Consider the following 14,778-nt stretch of genomic DNA (forward strand, 5'->3'; position numbering starts at 1 on the left):
CGTGAACGGGGAAAAGAACAACCTGCAGCTTACAAAAAGGGAAGCCATGCGGCTGCGCATGGCCAGGCGCCCGCTGGGGGCCTCCGGCCGAATTGCCAAGGCTTTCCTTGAGTCCAAACTCACGCCCCTCTTGGTGGTGTTCTCTTTGCTCCTGGGTGCCTTTGCGGTGATGGTCACTCCGCGGGAGGAAGAACCGCAAATCAAGGTGCCCATGGTGGACGTGTTTGTGGGCTTCCCGGGGGCCACCGCGCAGGAGGTGGAACGCCGGCTCATCACCCCGCTGGAGAAGGCCCTCTACGAGATCCCCAACGTGGAGTACATCTACTCCACCTCCCAGCCTTCAGGGGGCATGATCATCGTGCGCTTCCTGGTGGGCACGGACCCCGACCAGGCGGTGGTGCGGGTGCACAGCAAGCTGGCGGAGCTTACCCCGACGCTGCCGGCGGGGGCGATGCCACCGGTGGTGGCGCCTCGCTCCATTGACGACGTGCCGGTGGTGGCCTACACCCTCTGGTCGCCCTCGGAGCCGCCGGTAGCCTTAAGGCAGGTGGCCGAAGAGCTCAAGAACGAGCTCACCCGCCACCCCCGGGTGGCGCAGGTGTGGGTGCTGGGAGGGCAGCGGCGGGTGGTGCGTGTGACCTTTGACAAGGATCGCTTGGCCGCCCATCACGTGTCTTTGCTCCAGGCCTACCAGGCGGTGGCTGGCCTGAACTGGAGCTTGCCGGCAGGCTCCTTTGCCCAGGCCGACCAGGAAGTGCTGGTGGACGTGAGCGCGTTCTTCCGCTCGGCGCAAGAGGTGGCCAATGCGGTGGTGGCGGTGTACGCTGGCCGACCGGTTTACCTCAGGGACGTGGCCGAGGTGGCCGATGGCCCCGAGGAACCCAACCAGTACGCGTGGATGATCGGTGGCCCCGCCGGCCACGAAAAGGGCTTGCCTGCCGGCTTGGTGGCGCCGGCGGTGACCGTGGCGGTGGCCAAAAAGCCCGGCACCAACGCGGTGCAGCTGGTGCGGGAGCTGGACAGCCACCTGACCACGCTGCAGGGCAAGGTGATCCCCTCTTCGGTGCGCGTCACCAAGACCCGGGACTACGGTTTTACCGCCAACGAGAAGTCCTCGGAGCTCATCGAGCACATGGCCATTGCCACCTTTGCCGTGGTGCTGTTGATGGCCTTCGCGTTAGGGCGAAGGGAAGCCATCGTGGTGGCGGTGGCGGTGCCGGCAACCCTGGCTCTGACGCTGGCATCCTCGTACCTCTTTGGCTACACCCTCAACAGGGTCACGCTCTTTGCCCTCATCTTTGCCATCGGCATCCTGGTGGATGACGCCATCGTTGTGGTGGAGAACATCCACCGGCACTACGAACTGGGGTGGGCGCCTCCGCGCCAGGCCACGGTGTACGCGGTGGACGAGGTGGGAAACCCCACCATCCTTGCCACCTTCACGGTGGTGGCGGCCCTTTTGCCTCTGGCCTTTGTGTCGGGGTTGATGGGCCCATACATGCGCCCCATCCCCATTAACGCTTCGGCGGCCATGCTGTTCTCTTTGCTGGTCGCCTTTGTGGTTTCCCCGTGGCTTACCTTCAAGCTCTTCCGCAAGTGGGCGGAAGCGCATTTGTCTGGCGAAGCGGAACCCGATGCAGAAACCCCTGAGGAAAGCAAGCTGCACCGTTTCTATCAAAAGCTCTTCACGCCACTTCTGGCTTCGGCCTGGCGACGGTGGGCGCTTTTGGCCGGAGTGGTGGTGTTGCTCCTGGGATCCATGGTGCTGGTGGTCCTCAAAGTGGTGACGGTAAAGATGCTGCCGTACGACAACAAGAGCGAGCTGCAGGTGGTCATTGATATGCCCGAGGGCAGCACCTTAGAAGCTACGGCGGCGGTAGCCCGGGAGCTGGCGGAAACCCTCAGGCAGGTCCCGGAAATCACCGACATGCAGGTTTACGTGGGAACTTCGGCCCCCTTTAACTTCAACGGCCTGGTCCGCCATTACTTCCTGCGCTCAGGGCCGCTGGTGGCGGACATCCAGGTCAACCTCTTGCCCAAGCACCACCGTTCCCGGGCCAGTCACGACATTGCCAAGGCGGTGCGGGAGCTTTTGCAACCGGTGGTGGCAAAGACCCCGGCCAACGTCAAGGTGACCGAGGTGCCTCCCGGCCCGCCGGTGCTTTCCACGCTGGTGGCGGAAGTTTACGGCCCGGAGCTGGAGGTGCGGCTGGCCCTGGCGCAGGAGGTGCGGAAGATCTTTGAACAAACCCCGGGCGTTGTGGACGTGGACTGGTACGTGGAGGACCCGGCGCCGAAGCTGGACCTGCGGGTGGATCGGGAAAAGGCCATGCGCGCCGGCATCACACCGGAAATGATTGCCCGCGCCCTGCGGGTGGCCCTGGATGGGGCGGAGGTGACGCTTCTCCACGACGAACGCTCGCGTACTCCGGTGCCTCTGGTGTTTAGGCTGCAGCGGGCCCAGCGCTCCAGTGTGGCCAGCCTCCTGGACGTGCGGTTGCACGGAGCCGCCGGCCAACTGGTGCCGCTTTCCGAGCTGGTGACGGTGGTTCCCACCAGCCGTGAGCGCTTCATTTACCACAAGAACCTGCGGCCGGTGACCTACGTGGTGGCGGAAATGGCAGGCGTTCTGGAAGCGCCGGTGTACGGCATTCTCGCCATGGAGCGGCAAATCGCCAGCCTCAGGGGTCCCGATGGCCAGCCCATCGAGGTGATCTCCACCCATTTGCCCGCCGACAACACCCGCTACAGCCTCAAGTGGGATGGGGAGTGGCACATTACCTACGAGGTGTTCCGCGATATGGGTGTGGCCTTTGCGGTGGTTTTGGTGCTCATTTACCTGCTGGTGGTGGGGTGGTTCCGCTCCTTCGTAACTCCCCTCATCATCATGGCGCCCATCCCCCTCACGTTGGTGGGCATTCTCCCCGCTCACGGCTTGTTTGGCGTCTTCTTCACCGCTACCTCCATGATTGGCTTTATTGCTCTGGCGGGGATCATCGTCCGCAACTCGATTTTGCTGGTGGACTTCATCAACCTGGAGCTGGGATCCGGTGAAACCCTGGAAAACGCCGTGATCAAAGCGGGGGCGGTGCGCTTCCGGCCCATTGCTCTCACCGCGGCAGCGCTGGTGGTGGGCGGGGCTGTCATCCTTCTGGACCCCATCTTCCAGGGGCTGGCGGTGGCGCTGATTTCGGGGGTGGTGGTCTCCACCATGCTAACGTTGGTGGTGATTCCGCTCTTGTACTTCATGTACGTGAGGACCGTGGGGGTGGAGAAGGTAATCTCCGCCAACGGCGACGAGTAAGAAAGGGGGGTTAAGAACATGACGATTAACGAAGCGTTGCGAGCCATTGCCGGGTTTTTCGTGCTGGTTTCTCTGGCCTTGGGGCACTGGGTCAACCCGAACTTTTACTACTTCACGGCCTTTGTGGGCCTGAACCTGCTGCAGTCGGCGTTCACCAAGTGGTGCCCCATGATCAGCCTGTTGCGGGCCTTGGGCTTAAAGGAGTAGCGCCATGAAGTTTTTGATGATCATTGTGGATGAAAGCAAGAAGGAAGAGCTGGAGGTGCTGCTCAACCGGGTGGGGGTGGAGGGCTACACCGAAATCCCCCGGGTGGTTGGGGTCGGCACCACCGGACCCCGGTTGGGCTCCCGCGCCTTCCCCAAGACCTCGGCGCTCATCTTCACGGTGCTTTCCGAAAGCACTCTGGAAACGCTTCTCTCCACCCTGCGGGAGTTCTGCCGGGAGTGTGGGGAAAAGCTGAAGCTGGTGTCCTGGGATGTTAACGAGGTGAAGTTGTGAAGCGCCGACGGATCCAGCTGACCCCCGCCACCCTGGCGCAACTTGCCCAAATATTGGCAGAAAGTTATATTGCGGTTGGGGGGGCGAACGTGGATCCCAAAGCTGAGCTGTTGTTTGAAAAGATCGCTGATAGGCTCAGATCCTTAGCCGATCCCACGCGACTGGCGATTCTTCACCTGCTGCAGAAGGGCGAGATGCGGGTCACCGACATCCTTGCCGAAGTGGGCGGCAGCCAGGCTAACGTCTCCAAGCATCTGGGCGTCTTGCGGCAGGCGGGGTTTGTCACGTGTCGGCGGGACGGTGTCAACATTTACTACTCGGTGGCCGATAGTTCGGTCTTTCAAATTTGCCGGGCCATTTGCGATGGCATCGAGCGCGCTGCTGAGGAAGAGAGAGAAGCCATTTCCCACGCCCGCAGGGTCCTGGGAGAGGGGGGGTAAGGGTGCTGGAGGGCTTGGTCTTTCTGGGGTTCATGGTGTTTTGGGTGGTGCTCCAGGCCTTTATCCTGCCCAAACTCGGGGTGCCCACCTGAGCGGCCCCCCGACCGACCGGTGGTCGGTCTGCAGGTCAGGACAGCTGCAACGTGACGGGCGATTCTAAGGAGGAAGCTGAGCGATGAGCGAAAAGCAGGAAAAACACCGGCAAGAGCCGGCCTGTCCCGCGTGCGGCGGGCATCTGCGGCCGGTTCCCACGTGAGGGATGCTGCTCTGGCGGTGCCAGAGCTGCGGTCGCATCATGTCCACCGACGAAGCCTTTCCCCAGGGCATCCCCAGCAACATTTGGGATCAGCTTTGGGGGCGTTGCGGAGGGTAGCTATGCCGCTTTACGAGTACCAGTGCGAAGCCTGCGGGCATCGCTTTGAGGTCTGGCAACGCATGGGGGCCGGAAGCCAGGGCGTGTCCTGCCCCCAGTGCGGCAGTCAAGAGGTGAAGAAGGTTTTATCCACCTTTGCCAGCAGCACGAGCGCCAGTGCCCCCTGCGGGTCCTCGGCCTCCTCTTGCTCCAGCGGCTTTTCTTGAGGGATCTAAAAGGGCTCGGCGAGCCCTTAAAGGCAGGGTTGGGCCTGGCAGACCAGAAGGAGTAAGACGCTGCGGGAGGGAGCAGACATGCGGGAAACATCCGTTGCTTTTGAGGAGAAATCTCAGTTTGGTTTTGAAGAAACCGTGGAAAGGGCAAGGCAAGCCCTGGCGGAGAGGGGCTTTGGCGTCCTCTGCGAAATTGACGTGCAGGCCACGCTCAAGAAGAAGCTGGACGTGGATCGGCCCCCGTACCTGATCCTTGGCGCCTGCCATGCCCCTTCCGCCCACCAGGTGCTTTCCGCCGAGCCCCAGGCCGGCGTTCTCCTGCCCTGCAACGTCACGGTTTCCGTGGAGGAGGGTCAGGTGGTTGTGCGGGCCATGCGGCCCCAGGGGGCGCTGGCGGTTTTCAACCGCCCGGATTTGGCGCCGGTGGCCGACCACGTGGGCGAGCTCCTGCGGCAGGTGGTGGCCTTTGCCGCCGGCGGGCAGTAACGCCGAACGCCTTGATTTAGCTGGCCAAAGGCTCGAAGCGCGCCTGAAAGAAGCGCAGGTACGTGGGCTCGTACACCATCCTGAGCCCCGAAAGCTTTTCGCGTTCTTGGTAAACCGCCGCCACCGACTCCGCCACCACGTCCATGTGGGCGTTGGTGTACACCCGCCGGGGGATGGTGAGGCGCACCAGCTCCAGCTTGGGGTAGCGGTGATCTCCGGTTTTGGGGTCGCGCCCGGCGGAGACAATGCCCCTCTCCATGCTGCGGACCCCCGAGTCGGCGTAAATGGCCGCCGCCAGGGTTTGGGCGGGGAAGCGGTCCTGGGGGATGTGGGGCAAAAAGCGCTTGGCGTCCAGGAAAACCGCATGCCCACCGATGGGCACCACGATGGGAACCCCGTGCTGTTGCAGCTTTTCTCCCAGATAGCGCACCTGCAGGACGCGATGGCGGATGTAGTCCTCCTGCACCGCTTCTTCCATGCCGCGGGCCATGGCCTCCAGATCCCGGCCGGCAAGCCCGCCGTAAGTGTGCAGCCCTTCGTACACCACCACCAGGTTGCGGGCCTGCTGAAAGATCTCCTCGTCATTGACCGCTAAAAACCCGCCAATGTTCACCAGGAGGTCCTTCTTGCCGCTCATGGTGCAGCCGTCGGTGTAGGAGCAAAACTCTTTGAGGATTTCGGCAATGGTCTTGTGCTGGTACCCGGGCTCCCGCTCCTTGATGAAAAAGGCGTTTTCCACTGCGCGGGTGGCGTCCAGGATGACGCGGATACCGTATCGCGCGGTAAGCTCCCGCACCGCCCGCACGTTTTCCATGGAAACCGGTTGTCCGCCGGCCATGTTCACGGTGGCTGCCAGGCTCACGTAGGGGACCTTTTCCGCACCTACCTTCTTGATGAGGCTTTCCAGCTTGTCCAGGTCCACGTTGCCCTTGAAGGGGTGGGTGGATGCTGGGTCGTGAGCTTCGTCAATGATGACGTCCACAAACGTGCCGCCGGCCAGCTCCTGGTGCTGCCGGGTGGTGGTGAAGTACATGTTGCCGGGGATGAAGTCCCCGGGCTTGATAAGGATGCGGGAGATGAGGTGCTCCGCCCCCCGCCCCTGATGGGTGGGGACCAGGTACTTGTAGCCGTAGTACTTCTGCATGTTGGCTTCCAGGTAGTAAAAGTTGCGGCTGCCGGCGTAGGCTTCGTCCCCCAGCATCATGCCGGCCCACTGGTAGTCGCTCATGGCGTTGGTGCCGGAATCGGTCAAAAGGTCAATGTAAACGTCCTCCGAGCGCAGCAGGAACGTGTTGTACCCGGCTTCCGAAAGCTTTTGCTCCCGCTCTTCCCGGGAAAGCATCCGTAAAGGCTCCACCATCTTGATGCGGTACGGTTCGGCCCACGCTTTTCGCTCCATGGTCTTTCTCCTCGCCGGGGGATTATCCCACGACCATGGGAACGCTTGAGCAGCCGGAGTCTTCCAGCGCTCGCGCTCCTGGCCTTACCTTCGAGCTTCGGCGGGTTTTGCGGCGACCAGGTTGATGTGCTGGGCGCCGGCCAGGCGGGCGGCATCCAGCACCTTCATGACCGTGCCGTAGGGGGCGCCTTTGTCCCCGCGGATGGTGACGCTGCGCTCGGCCTGCCCTTTGAGCAGCGCGCGAATTTCTGCCTCCAGGCGCTCTTCGCTCACCACCCTGTTGGCCACGAGAATTTCGCCGGTGCTGGTGACGAGAATTTCCGCTTCCTGGGGTTTTGTGGTTTTGGCAGCTTCGGCGGTGCGGGCCTCGGGGAGCTGCAGCTTCAACCGCTCGGGGGTTACAAACTGCGTGGTTACCGCGTAAAACAGCAGCAGCTGGAAAACCACGTCAATGAGCGGGGAAATGTCAATGCGCGGGGCTCGGGAGCGGGGCCGGGAAAAGCGCATGGCTTAGCTCTCCTGCTTGGGGCGGCGGACCAGGTGGAGGAACTCCAGCGTCCGGGCTTCAATGGCCTGCACCAGGCTCTGCGCTTTGCCTTCCAGGTAAGCGTGGAGGAACAGCATGGGGATGGCAATGATGAGCCCGGCGGCGGTGGTAATGAGGGCCTGGGCAATGCCGGCGGAGAGCTGTTCCCCACGCACGGTGCCGGCCAAAGACACCGCTTCAAACACCTGAATCATGCCCAGAACCGTGCCCAAAAGCCCCAGAAGCGGCGCTGCCGCCACCACTGTGGCCAGCGCCCCTAAGCCCCGCTCCAGAAAGCGCAGCTGGTGACGCCCGGTGTCTTCCAAGAGCTCTTTCAGCTCGTCGTAAGGGGCGTGCCGGTTGTCCAAGAGCGTGGTCACCAGCACCGGCAAGGGCCCGGTGTGGCCGGCGCAGTACTCCCGGGCGCGGGTGAATTCGCCGGCGGCGAGAAGCTCGCCCAAAACCGCCATTTGCGCTGGGTCGAGGAAGTTCTTCTCGCGAAGCACCAAAAGCCGTTCCACGACGATAGCCAGGCCCAAAAGCGACAGGGCCAACAGCGGGTACATGACCGGACCACCGCGGAGAAACCATTCGAGCACGGGCAACCTCCTTAGCTGTCCTCAGGCGGACGGACATTGTAGTAAAAGGTGATGATCACCCCTTCCCTTTCCACCCCCACCTCCTTGGGCAGCGGCGGCAGGGGAGAGGCGTTGAGGATTGCGTCACGAGCGGCAAAATCCATGGGGGGGTGGGACGAGTCTTTGAGGATCGTAAGGCCGGTGACCCTCCCGTCCTTTTCGATAAAAAAGCGAATGCGCACCACGCCCGGCACCCCCAGCTGGGCCAGCTCGGGGATCCGCCAGTGATAGCGGATTCGCCGCAGCATTTCGGCAGCGTAGGGCCCCCAGTCGTACCACTGGGTGTCAAAGGAAAGGGGGCCCAGGTCCACCTGCCCCCCTTTTCGGTCGGGAAGGACCCCCAGGCCCGGGGAGGAAAAGGGGTTCAAGCCGCGGAGGGCGGGCCTGGGCTCGGGAGCGGCCGGCTGGGGGATGGGTTTTTCCTCACGTCTTGCAAAGATCCCTGAACCCTCGTCATCGGCTTTCTCCACCGGGTTGCGCTCACCCGAGCTTTGTGGGGCCTGTTGGCTTGGGGACGGCTGCTGGGCGGACGAGGACGGGCGCGAAGGGGTTTCCTGGCTTTCGAAAGGGGAGGGTGGGGCCACTCGCAGCTCGGGGCTGGTGCCGGAAACGCCGGGTCTTTCGGCTTTTTCCCCGCTGCCGCCGTGGGCCCGGCGGGAAAGGTCCGAAGCGGGGGCGTCCGGGCGGCTCGGTTGCTCTTCCCTTTGGTTGGGGAGCTCCACCAGCTCAAAGCGCAGCGGTGGTTCCTCCTTTTGCGCCTGTACCACCGGTTTGGCGGCCACCGGGTTCACGGGGGTGAGACGCTCGGGCAGGAGCAGCAGCAGGAGGTGCAGGAGCAGCGAAAGCTCCAGCCCCAGGCGGAACCGGCGATCGGCAAACCAACCCATCCGCTGGCAATCCTACAAGAAACGTGCCACCAAATGTGAGTTTGCCACCAGAGAAAAGGGCGCCGAGCTGGCGCCCCGCGGTTGCAGCTGCTGCTTTCAGTGGACAGCGGCCCGATCTAGGAAGCCCGGGATAGCCACACCCTGGCTACGCGCTCAACCCCAAAAGGCTCTTCAGCCTTTCCCCGCTTTGCCCCTCGATTTCCCTGTGCAGGGAGTTGCCGTGGGCGTCCATGGTGACCACCACCGGGAAGTCCTCCACCTCGATGACCCAAAGGGCTTCGGGAACCCCGAACTCCTCAAGCATGAACACGGTTTCCACGCGCTTGACGCACTGGGCCAGCACCTGCGCGGCCCCGCCAATGGCGTGGAAGTAAACGGCACCGTGCTTTTTTAAGCCCTCCAGGGTCTTGGCGCCCATGCCCCCCTTGCCGATGACGCCGCGGACGCCGTACATGCCGATCACGTCCGCCTGGTAGGGTTCCTCGCGGGCGGAGGTGGTGGGCCCGGCAGCCACGAAGGTGTAGGTGCCGTCCGGGTTTTTGCGAACCACCGGTCCCACGTGGTAAATCACCGAGTCCTTGAGGTAGGGAGCCACTTCCTGGCGGAAGGCCTTCACCAGCCAGTGGTGGGCGGCGTCCCGGCCGGTGATGACCCGCCCGGAAAGCTCCACAAAATCGCCCACCCGTAAGGAACGAATGGTGGCTTCGTCGGTGGGAAGCGTCAGTCGAGCCATGTGATTTCCCCCTTGGGGCTGATGCGCGCCCCGGCGCGACGGTTGGCCCAGCACATGTAGGAAACCGAAACGAAGTACGAGGCAGGCAAGCGCCCCAAATACCCGATCTTTACCCCCAACACTGTGGTCTTTCCGCCAAAGCCCATGGGGCCGATGCCCAGCTCGTTGGCTTCCTTGAGGAGGCGTTGCTCCAGCGCATCCAGCTCAGGGATGGGGTTGCGGTCATCCAGGCGCCGCAGAAGCTGCCGCTTGGACTCCACGTAACCGGAGCCGCGGTCGCCGCCAAAGCAAACCCCCAAGATCCCCGGGGCGCAACCCTTGCCTTGCGCCTTGTGCACGGCGTCTAGCACGCAGCGCCGCACCCCTTCCAGGTTGCGGTCGGCTCCCAGGGCGGAGTTGGGCAGCGAGTACTGAGCCCCCACGTTTTCGCAGCCGCCCCCTTTGAGGATGAGGTGTACCTCCAGGTCCTCCTCGTCCCATTCCTCGCAGTGAACCGTGGGAATGCCGGGGGCCGCCCCGTTGCCGGTGTTTTTCTCGGTCAAGGGGTCCACAGCGTTGGGGCGCAGGAGCTGCTTGGCCGTGGCTTGCTTCACCGCTTCGGTGAAGGCACGGGTGAGCATCCTGGTGGAAACCCCCACGGGGTGGTGGATCCACACCAGCGGCGTTCCCGTGTCCTGGCAAATGGGTTGCCATGCCCCGCCTGCCAGCTCCACGTTGCGAAGGATGGTGTCCAGCGCTTTTTGCGCCAGAGAGCCCGCTTCTTCCTTCTCCCGGGCCTGGCGCAGGGCCTCCACCACATCCGGTGGGAGTTGGGTGGAGGCGTGGGCAATGATGTCCACGAACTTTTCGGTGAGCTCACGTTCCTGCCACACGAGCGTCCCTCCCCTTGCAATAGTACACCCTTTCTCAAGCTTCGGTCATCACGAAAGGAATTGACAAATAATAGAGATGGCGTCTCATTTGTAAATTTGAGCTTGCCAATACCGCCAAGCAGGCGTAGTATGGCTGGCGAGGGGGGGACGAACGATGGCTGACGAACCCGCCAAGAAACCCAAGGGGACCATCATTTTAAACAAGGAAATTTGCAAAGGGTGCTCCTTCTGCATTGACTTTTGCCCAACTCACTGCCTGGAGTTTTCCAAGGACTTTAACCGCAAGGGCTACCACTACCCGGTGCTGGCGCGGCCGGAGGATTGCACCGGCTGCGATCTCTGCGGCTTGTACTGCCCGGATTACGCCATTTTCGGGGTGAAGTTCAAGGATCTGGAAAAGCTGGCCACATCGGCGCCGGCTGCGTAACGTAAGGAGGCCAAAAGGTGCACGCGGACCCAAAGGGTGTGCTGACTGGGTTGCACTTTATTGACGGGGACCACGCCGCCTGTGAAGGCGCCATTGCTGCCGGCTGTCGGTTTGCGGCGGGTTACCCCATTACCCCATCCACCGAAGTGGTGGAGCGCTTTGCCGCCCGCATCCCCCTGGTGGGCGGCGTTTTCATTCAAATGGAGGACGAAATTGCCTCCTCCATTGCCATTCTCGGCGCGGCGTGGGCGGGTCATAAGGTCATGACCGTCACTTCGGGCCCGGGGCTTTCGCTGATGATGGAGCACATCGGCTACGCGGCCATGACCGAGACCCCCTGCGTTTTTGTGGATGTGCAGCGGGGTGGACCGTCCACCGGGCTGCCCACGCTGCCGGCGCAGGCGGACATGATGCAGGTGCGGTGGGGGTCCCACGGCGATTACAACATCATTGCTCTTTCCCCCAACTCCCCCCAGGAGTGCTTTGACCTCATGATCAAGGCCTTCAACCTGGCGGAGCTCTACCGCACGCCGGTGTTTTTCATGATGGATGAGGTGGTGGGCCACATGACCGAGCGGGTGGCCATCCCGCGCCCCGAGGACATCGAGGTGGTCCCCCGCCGGTGGACCAGCCGGAAGCCGGGGGAGTACAAGGCCTACGAGCCGGGGGAGGACCTGGTCCCGGAAATGGTGAAGGCGGGCGATGGGTACCGAGTTCATGTGACCGGTCTTACCCACGACGAACGGGGCTACCCGGCCATGAACCCGCAAGCCCAGGACAAACTGGTGCGGCGGCTGGTGGACAAGATCCGCAAGAACGCCCACAAGCTGGTGGATGTGCGCGGGGAAAACCTGGAAGACGCGGATGTGGTGGTGATTTCCTACGGCATTACCTCCCGTATCGCCGCTGCTGCTGTGGAGGAGGCCCGGGCGGCCGGTCTCAAAGTTGGCCATCTCCGGCTTGTGATTGTGTGGCCATTCCCCGAGCAGCTGGTGGCCGAGCTGGCCAGCCGGGTGAAGGCGTTTGTGGTCCCCGAGCTCAACCTGGGGCAAATGGTGCGGGAGGTGGAGCGGGTGGTGGCGGGGAGGGCCCAGGTGGTTTCCGTTCCCCACGCCGGCGGTACCGTGCATCAGGTGGAGGACATCCTGGCCAAGATCTTGGAGGTGGCGAAATGAGCAGCGCAGCCGTCAACATTGAGCTCCCCCAGTTGCAAAACCCGCTCATGCAGTACCTGCGGCAGGACCGCATCCCGCACATTTGGTGTCCCGGTTGCGGGATTGGCACCTCGCTCAACGCCTTCATCCGCGCCTTGGACGAGATGCAGTTTGACCTCAACAAGCTGGCGGTGATTTCGGGGATCGGCTGCACGGGACGGGTGGCCGGTTACCTCAACGTGGACTCCTTCCACACCACCCACGGGCGGGCCATTCCCTTTGCCACTGGCCTCAAGCTGGGAAACCCGGACCTCAAGGTGGTGGTGTACTCCGGTGACGGCGACCTCTTTGCCATTGGCGGCAACCACTTCATCCACGCGGCTCGCCGCAACATGGACCTGATGGTGGTGTGCGTCAACAACTTCACTTACGGCATGACCGGTGGCCAGGTAGCCCCCACCACCCCGCTGGGTGCCACCCAAACCACCATGCCTTACGGCAACTTTGAGCCGCCGTTCAACCTCCCCTACCTGGCCGACTCCTGCGGGGCGGTGTACGTGGCGCGGTGGACCGTGTACCACGTGCGGCAGCTCACGCGGGCTTTTAAGGAAGGGCTTTCCAAGAAGGGTTTCGTGTTCATCGAGGTGCTTTCTCCCTGCCCGACCCTTTACTCCCGGCGGAACCGCCTGGGCGACGGGGTGGAGCAGCTCAAGTACTACAAGGAGCGCTCGGTGGTGAAAAACGGAGCGGACACCCGCGAGGTGGGTCTTACCTTCCAGGGGGACATCGTGGTGGGAACCTTCGTAAACCGGGAACGGCCCACCTGGCTTGACGCCATGAACGAGCATTTCTCCCAGCGCTTTGGCGATCGTTACCAACGGTACGGGGTGCGCCATGAGGACTGAAATTCGCGTGGGTGGTTTGGGAGGGCAGGGGGTGATCCTCTGCGGCATGATCATCGGTAAGGCGGCTTCTATTTTCGACGGCAAGCACGCCACGCTCATTCAAGCCTTTGGCCCGGAAGCGCGGGGCAGTGCCGCTTCGGCACAGGTCACGCTTTCCGACGAACCCATTGGCTACCCTTACGTGCGCCGTCCGGACGTGCTGGTGGTGATGTCGCCGGACGCGTACAGCACCTTCGTCCCCACCCTCAAGGAAGGTGGCACGCTGCTTTACGAAAGCGAGCTGGTGCGCCCCGACGACGCGCTGCCGGCAGGGGTTAAAGCCTTGGGGGTTCCGGCCACCCGCCTGGCCGAGGAGCTGGGGCGCCGGCTGGTGATGAACATCGTCATGGTGGGCTTTTTTGCCGCCACCACCAAGCTTGTCTCTTACGAGGCGGCAAAAAAGGCGGTGCTGGATTCGGTTCCCAGGGGCACCGAGGAGCTCAACCTTAAAGCTTTTGAAGCAGGTTTTAACTACGGACAGAAGCTGGTTTCTGGGGAGGACAGCCGTGTGGCCTGAGGCATCCAACAAAACCCTCCTGCGCGGCGGGCAGGAGGTCACCATCCGTCCCATGACCGCCACCGACGCCGAAGCTCTTCACCGCTTCTTCCTGGCCCTTCCGGAAGAAGACCGGCTCTTTTTGGAGGACGACGTCACCAAGCCGGCGTTCGTTCAGCAGCTGCTTTCCGAGCAGGAAGCCGGTCGGGCCTTCCCGATGGTGGCTGAAGCCGGCGGGGAAATCGTGGGGTACGGCGTTTTGTACCGCCCCCTTTTCGGGTGGAGCACCCACGTGGGGCGGGTGCGCATGGCGGTGGCCCGGAGCTTCCAACGGCAGGGGCTGGGGACCGCCATCCTCCGGGAGCTGGTGCGCAAGGCCCAGGGCCTGGCTCTCGACAAGCTGGTGGCGGAGGTGGTGGAAGACCAGGTGGGGGCGCTGCGGGCCTTTGAGCGCCTGGGCTTTCACCGGGAGGCCACGCTGGCCGACCACGTTCGCGACCTAAGCGGGAAAAAGCGGGACTTAGTGATCCTCGCCAACGACGTGGCCCACATCTGGGAGCACATGGAGGCTCTGGTCGCCGACTTCGAACCCTCCGCGGGTTAAAGGGCTTTCAAACCGGCTGGCCTTTGGGCATAGAGTCACCGCCCGCAAAATCAAAAGCGGCTAGCCGAGGCCCAGCCCGGAAAAAACGAGAGACCTTTCCCGCTAAAACGCGAGCTTACTTCTTGGAAAAGCTCTCCTTGGGAGCCCCGCAGTTAGGGCACTGGGCGGGACGGCAGCGTCCTTCCACCTCTTTTTTACACTTGGCACAAACCCACACTGGCATAGGCACCTCCGTCGCGGGTATTCTGCCCATGCGTGCCGGCGTTGTCGAGTGTTACGCCGGCGGGAGGGGAAGGGATGCTCAAGCATTTGGAAAGCGGCAACGTAAGTGTGCTGCCGGAGCGCAAGCGCATTGGCCTGGTGGCCCACGACAACAAGAAACAGGACCTGGTGGAATGGGCCCGTTTCAACCGGGAAACGCTAGCCCAGCACGACCTTTACGCCACCGGCACAACCGGGGCTTTGCTTTCCCGGGAGCTGGGCCTCCCCGTGACCCGCTTGAAGTCTGGACCCCTGGGGGGAGACCAGCAAATGGGTGCCATGATTGCCGATGGCCTCATTGACATCCTGGTGTTCTTCTGGGATCCCTTGGAACCCCTGCCCCACGACCCTGACGTCAAGGCGCTTTTGCGCATTTCCGTGGTTTGGAACATCCCCGTGGCCTGCAACCGCGCCACTGCCGATTTTCTGATTTCCTCGCCGCTGCTTTCCGAAGCTTACCCCCGCATCGTGCCGGATTACTCCTCCCACGAAACGCGGTTTTTGCACGCGGAAAAGGGGTAAG

Annotated in this window: 18 protein-coding genes; 12 read left to right on the plus strand and 6 right to left on the minus strand. The window is 62.9% G+C overall.

Going from position 1 to position 14,778, the window contains the following annotated elements; genetic code table 11:
* The first annotated feature begins 1 nt into the window (after position 1).
* From EG19_RS01905 to EG19_RS01930, 6 genes are all read left to right on the plus strand, one after another.
* Positions 2–3,304, plus strand: coding sequence for an efflux RND transporter permease subunit (locus tag EG19_RS01905; RefSeq protein WP_200867099.1), 3,303 nt, complete (start codon positions 2–4; stop codon positions 3,302–3,304).
* Between the two features lie 18 nt (positions 3,305–3,322).
* Positions 3,323–3,511 carry a YgaP family membrane protein gene (locus EG19_RS01910; RefSeq protein WP_038046831.1) on the plus strand — a complete coding sequence of 63 codons (189 nt, stop codon included), beginning with the start codon at positions 3,323–3,325 and terminating at the stop codon, positions 3,509–3,511.
* Between the two features lie 4 nt (positions 3,512–3,515).
* Positions 3,516–3,803: a PG0541 family transporter-associated protein gene (locus EG19_RS01915; RefSeq protein WP_038046833.1), complete on the plus strand. Its 288-nt coding sequence runs from the start codon at positions 3,516–3,518 to the stop codon at positions 3,801–3,803.
* A gap of 89 nt (positions 3,804–3,892) precedes the next feature.
* Positions 3,893–4,243, plus strand: a complete 351-nt coding sequence (locus tag EG19_RS01920; protein WP_038047001.1) for an ArsR/SmtB family transcription factor — start codon at positions 3,893–3,895, stop codon at positions 4,241–4,243.
* Positions 4,244–4,618: 375 nt separating this feature from the next.
* Complete coding sequence (locus EG19_RS13035) at positions 4,619–4,822, plus strand: FmdB family zinc ribbon protein (protein WP_038046834.1); 204 nt, start codon at positions 4,619–4,621, stop codon at positions 4,820–4,822.
* Positions 4,823–4,909: 87 nt separating this feature from the next.
* Positions 4,910–5,314 carry a DUF302 domain-containing protein gene (locus EG19_RS01930; protein WP_038046836.1) on the plus strand — a complete coding sequence of 135 codons (405 nt, stop codon included), beginning with the start codon at positions 4,910–4,912 and terminating at the stop codon, positions 5,312–5,314.
* 16 nt (positions 5,315–5,330) lie between these two features.
* On the opposite strand, the gene EG19_RS01935 is transcribed toward EG19_RS01930, so the two are convergent.
* From EG19_RS01935 to EG19_RS13995, 6 genes are all read right to left on the minus strand, one after another.
* A complete protein-coding gene (locus tag EG19_RS01935; protein ID WP_038046838.1) occupies positions 5,331–6,713 on the minus strand; it encodes a tyrosine phenol-lyase in 1,383 nt (460 codons plus the stop codon).
* Positions 6,714–6,797: 84 nt separating this feature from the next.
* The gene (locus EG19_RS01940) at positions 6,798–7,220 is read right to left on the minus strand and encodes an ExbD/TolR family protein (protein ID WP_038046840.1); all 423 of its coding nucleotides are present in this window, start codon (positions 7,218–7,220) and stop codon (positions 6,798–6,800) included.
* 3 nt (positions 7,221–7,223) lie between these two features.
* Entirely contained in the window at positions 7,224–7,838 is a 615-nt protein-coding gene (locus EG19_RS01945) for a MotA/TolQ/ExbB proton channel family protein (RefSeq protein ID WP_038046842.1), read from the minus strand.
* An 11-nt stretch (positions 7,839–7,849) separates the two neighbouring features.
* Positions 7,850–8,764 (minus strand): energy transducer TonB family protein, encoded by a 915-nt coding sequence (locus tag EG19_RS01950; protein ID WP_038046844.1) that lies wholly within the window; start codon positions 8,762–8,764, stop codon positions 7,850–7,852.
* Positions 8,765–8,909: 145 nt separating this feature from the next.
* Entirely contained in the window at positions 8,910–9,497 is a 588-nt protein-coding gene (locus tag EG19_RS13990; protein ID WP_038046846.1) for a FumA C-terminus/TtdB family hydratase beta subunit, read from the minus strand.
* Complete coding sequence (locus EG19_RS13995) at positions 9,485–10,369, minus strand: fumarate hydratase (protein WP_038046848.1); 885 nt, start codon at positions 10,367–10,369, stop codon at positions 9,485–9,487. Before EG19_RS13995 ends, EG19_RS13990 begins: the two co-directional genes overlap by 13 nt.
* Positions 10,370–10,523: 154 nt before the next feature.
* On the opposite strand from EG19_RS13995, the gene EG19_RS01965 reads away from it, so the two are divergent.
* The 6 genes from EG19_RS01965 to EG19_RS01995 all read left to right on the plus strand — a co-directional run bounded on the left by EG19_RS01965 (position 10,524) and on the right by EG19_RS01995 (position 14,777).
* A complete protein-coding gene (locus EG19_RS01965; RefSeq protein WP_038046850.1) occupies positions 10,524–10,796 on the plus strand; it encodes a 4Fe-4S dicluster domain-containing protein in 273 nt (90 codons plus the stop codon).
* 17 nt (positions 10,797–10,813) lie between these two features.
* Positions 10,814–11,971: a 2-oxoacid:acceptor oxidoreductase subunit alpha gene (locus EG19_RS01970; protein WP_038046853.1), complete on the plus strand. Its 1,158-nt coding sequence runs from the start codon at positions 10,814–10,816 to the stop codon at positions 11,969–11,971.
* Complete coding sequence (locus tag EG19_RS01975; protein WP_038046855.1) at positions 11,968–12,855, plus strand: 2-oxoacid:ferredoxin oxidoreductase subunit beta; 888 nt, start codon at positions 11,968–11,970, stop codon at positions 12,853–12,855. Before EG19_RS01970 ends, EG19_RS01975 begins: the two co-directional genes overlap by 4 nt.
* The gene (locus EG19_RS01980; protein ID WP_038046858.1) at positions 12,845–13,411 is read left to right on the plus strand and encodes a 2-oxoacid:acceptor oxidoreductase family protein; all 567 of its coding nucleotides are present in this window, start codon (positions 12,845–12,847) and stop codon (positions 13,409–13,411) included. Before EG19_RS01975 ends, EG19_RS01980 begins: the two co-directional genes overlap by 11 nt.
* Positions 13,401–13,994, plus strand: a complete 594-nt coding sequence (locus EG19_RS01985) for a GNAT family N-acetyltransferase (protein WP_053334763.1) — start codon at positions 13,401–13,403, stop codon at positions 13,992–13,994. The genes EG19_RS01980 and EG19_RS01985 overlap by 11 nt, the downstream gene beginning before the upstream one ends.
* Positions 13,995–14,291: 297 nt before the next feature.
* Positions 14,292–14,777, plus strand: coding sequence for a methylglyoxal synthase (locus EG19_RS01995; protein WP_038046865.1), 486 nt, complete (start codon positions 14,292–14,294; stop codon positions 14,775–14,777).
* Position 14,778: the final 1 nt, after the last annotated feature.

This window comes from Thermoanaerobaculum aquaticum, assembly GCF_000687145.1.
In the GTDB taxonomy this organism is placed as follows: Bacteria; Acidobacteriota; Thermoanaerobaculia; order Thermoanaerobaculales; family Thermoanaerobaculaceae; genus Thermoanaerobaculum; species Thermoanaerobaculum aquaticum.

Coding starts and splice junctions, on each gene's coding strand:
- EG19_RS01910 (WP_038046831.1), top strand. CDS start 3,323: ATGACGATTAACGAAGCGTTGCGAGCCATTGCCGGGTTTTTCGTGCTG.
- EG19_RS01915 (WP_038046833.1), top strand. CDS start 3,516: ATGAAGTTTTTGATGATCATTGTGGATGAAAGCAAGAAGGAAGAGCTG.
- EG19_RS13035 (WP_038046834.1), top strand. CDS start 4,619: ATGCCGCTTTACGAGTACCAGTGCGAAGCCTGCGGGCATCGCTTTGAG.
- EG19_RS01930 (WP_038046836.1), top strand. CDS start 4,910: ATGCGGGAAACATCCGTTGCTTTTGAGGAGAAATCTCAGTTTGGTTTT.
- EG19_RS01935 (WP_038046838.1), bottom strand. CDS start 6,713: ATGGAGCGAAAAGCGTGGGCCGAACCGTACCGCATCAAGATGGTGGAG.
- EG19_RS01940 (WP_038046840.1), bottom strand. CDS start 7,220: ATGCGCTTTTCCCGGCCCCGCTCCCGAGCCCCGCGCATTGACATTTCC.
- EG19_RS01950 (WP_038046844.1), bottom strand. CDS start 8,764: ATGGGTTGGTTTGCCGATCGCCGGTTCCGCCTGGGGCTGGAGCTTTCG.
- EG19_RS13990 (WP_038046846.1), bottom strand. CDS start 9,497: ATGGCTCGACTGACGCTTCCCACCGACGAAGCCACCATTCGTTCCTTA.
- EG19_RS01965 (WP_038046850.1), top strand. CDS start 10,524: ATGGCTGACGAACCCGCCAAGAAACCCAAGGGGACCATCATTTTAAAC.
- EG19_RS01975 (WP_038046855.1), top strand. CDS start 11,968: ATGAGCAGCGCAGCCGTCAACATTGAGCTCCCCCAGTTGCAAAACCCG.
- EG19_RS01980 (WP_038046858.1), top strand. CDS start 12,845: ATGAGGACTGAAATTCGCGTGGGTGGTTTGGGAGGGCAGGGGGTGATC.
- EG19_RS01995 (WP_038046865.1), top strand. CDS start 14,292: ATGCTCAAGCATTTGGAAAGCGGCAACGTAAGTGTGCTGCCGGAGCGC.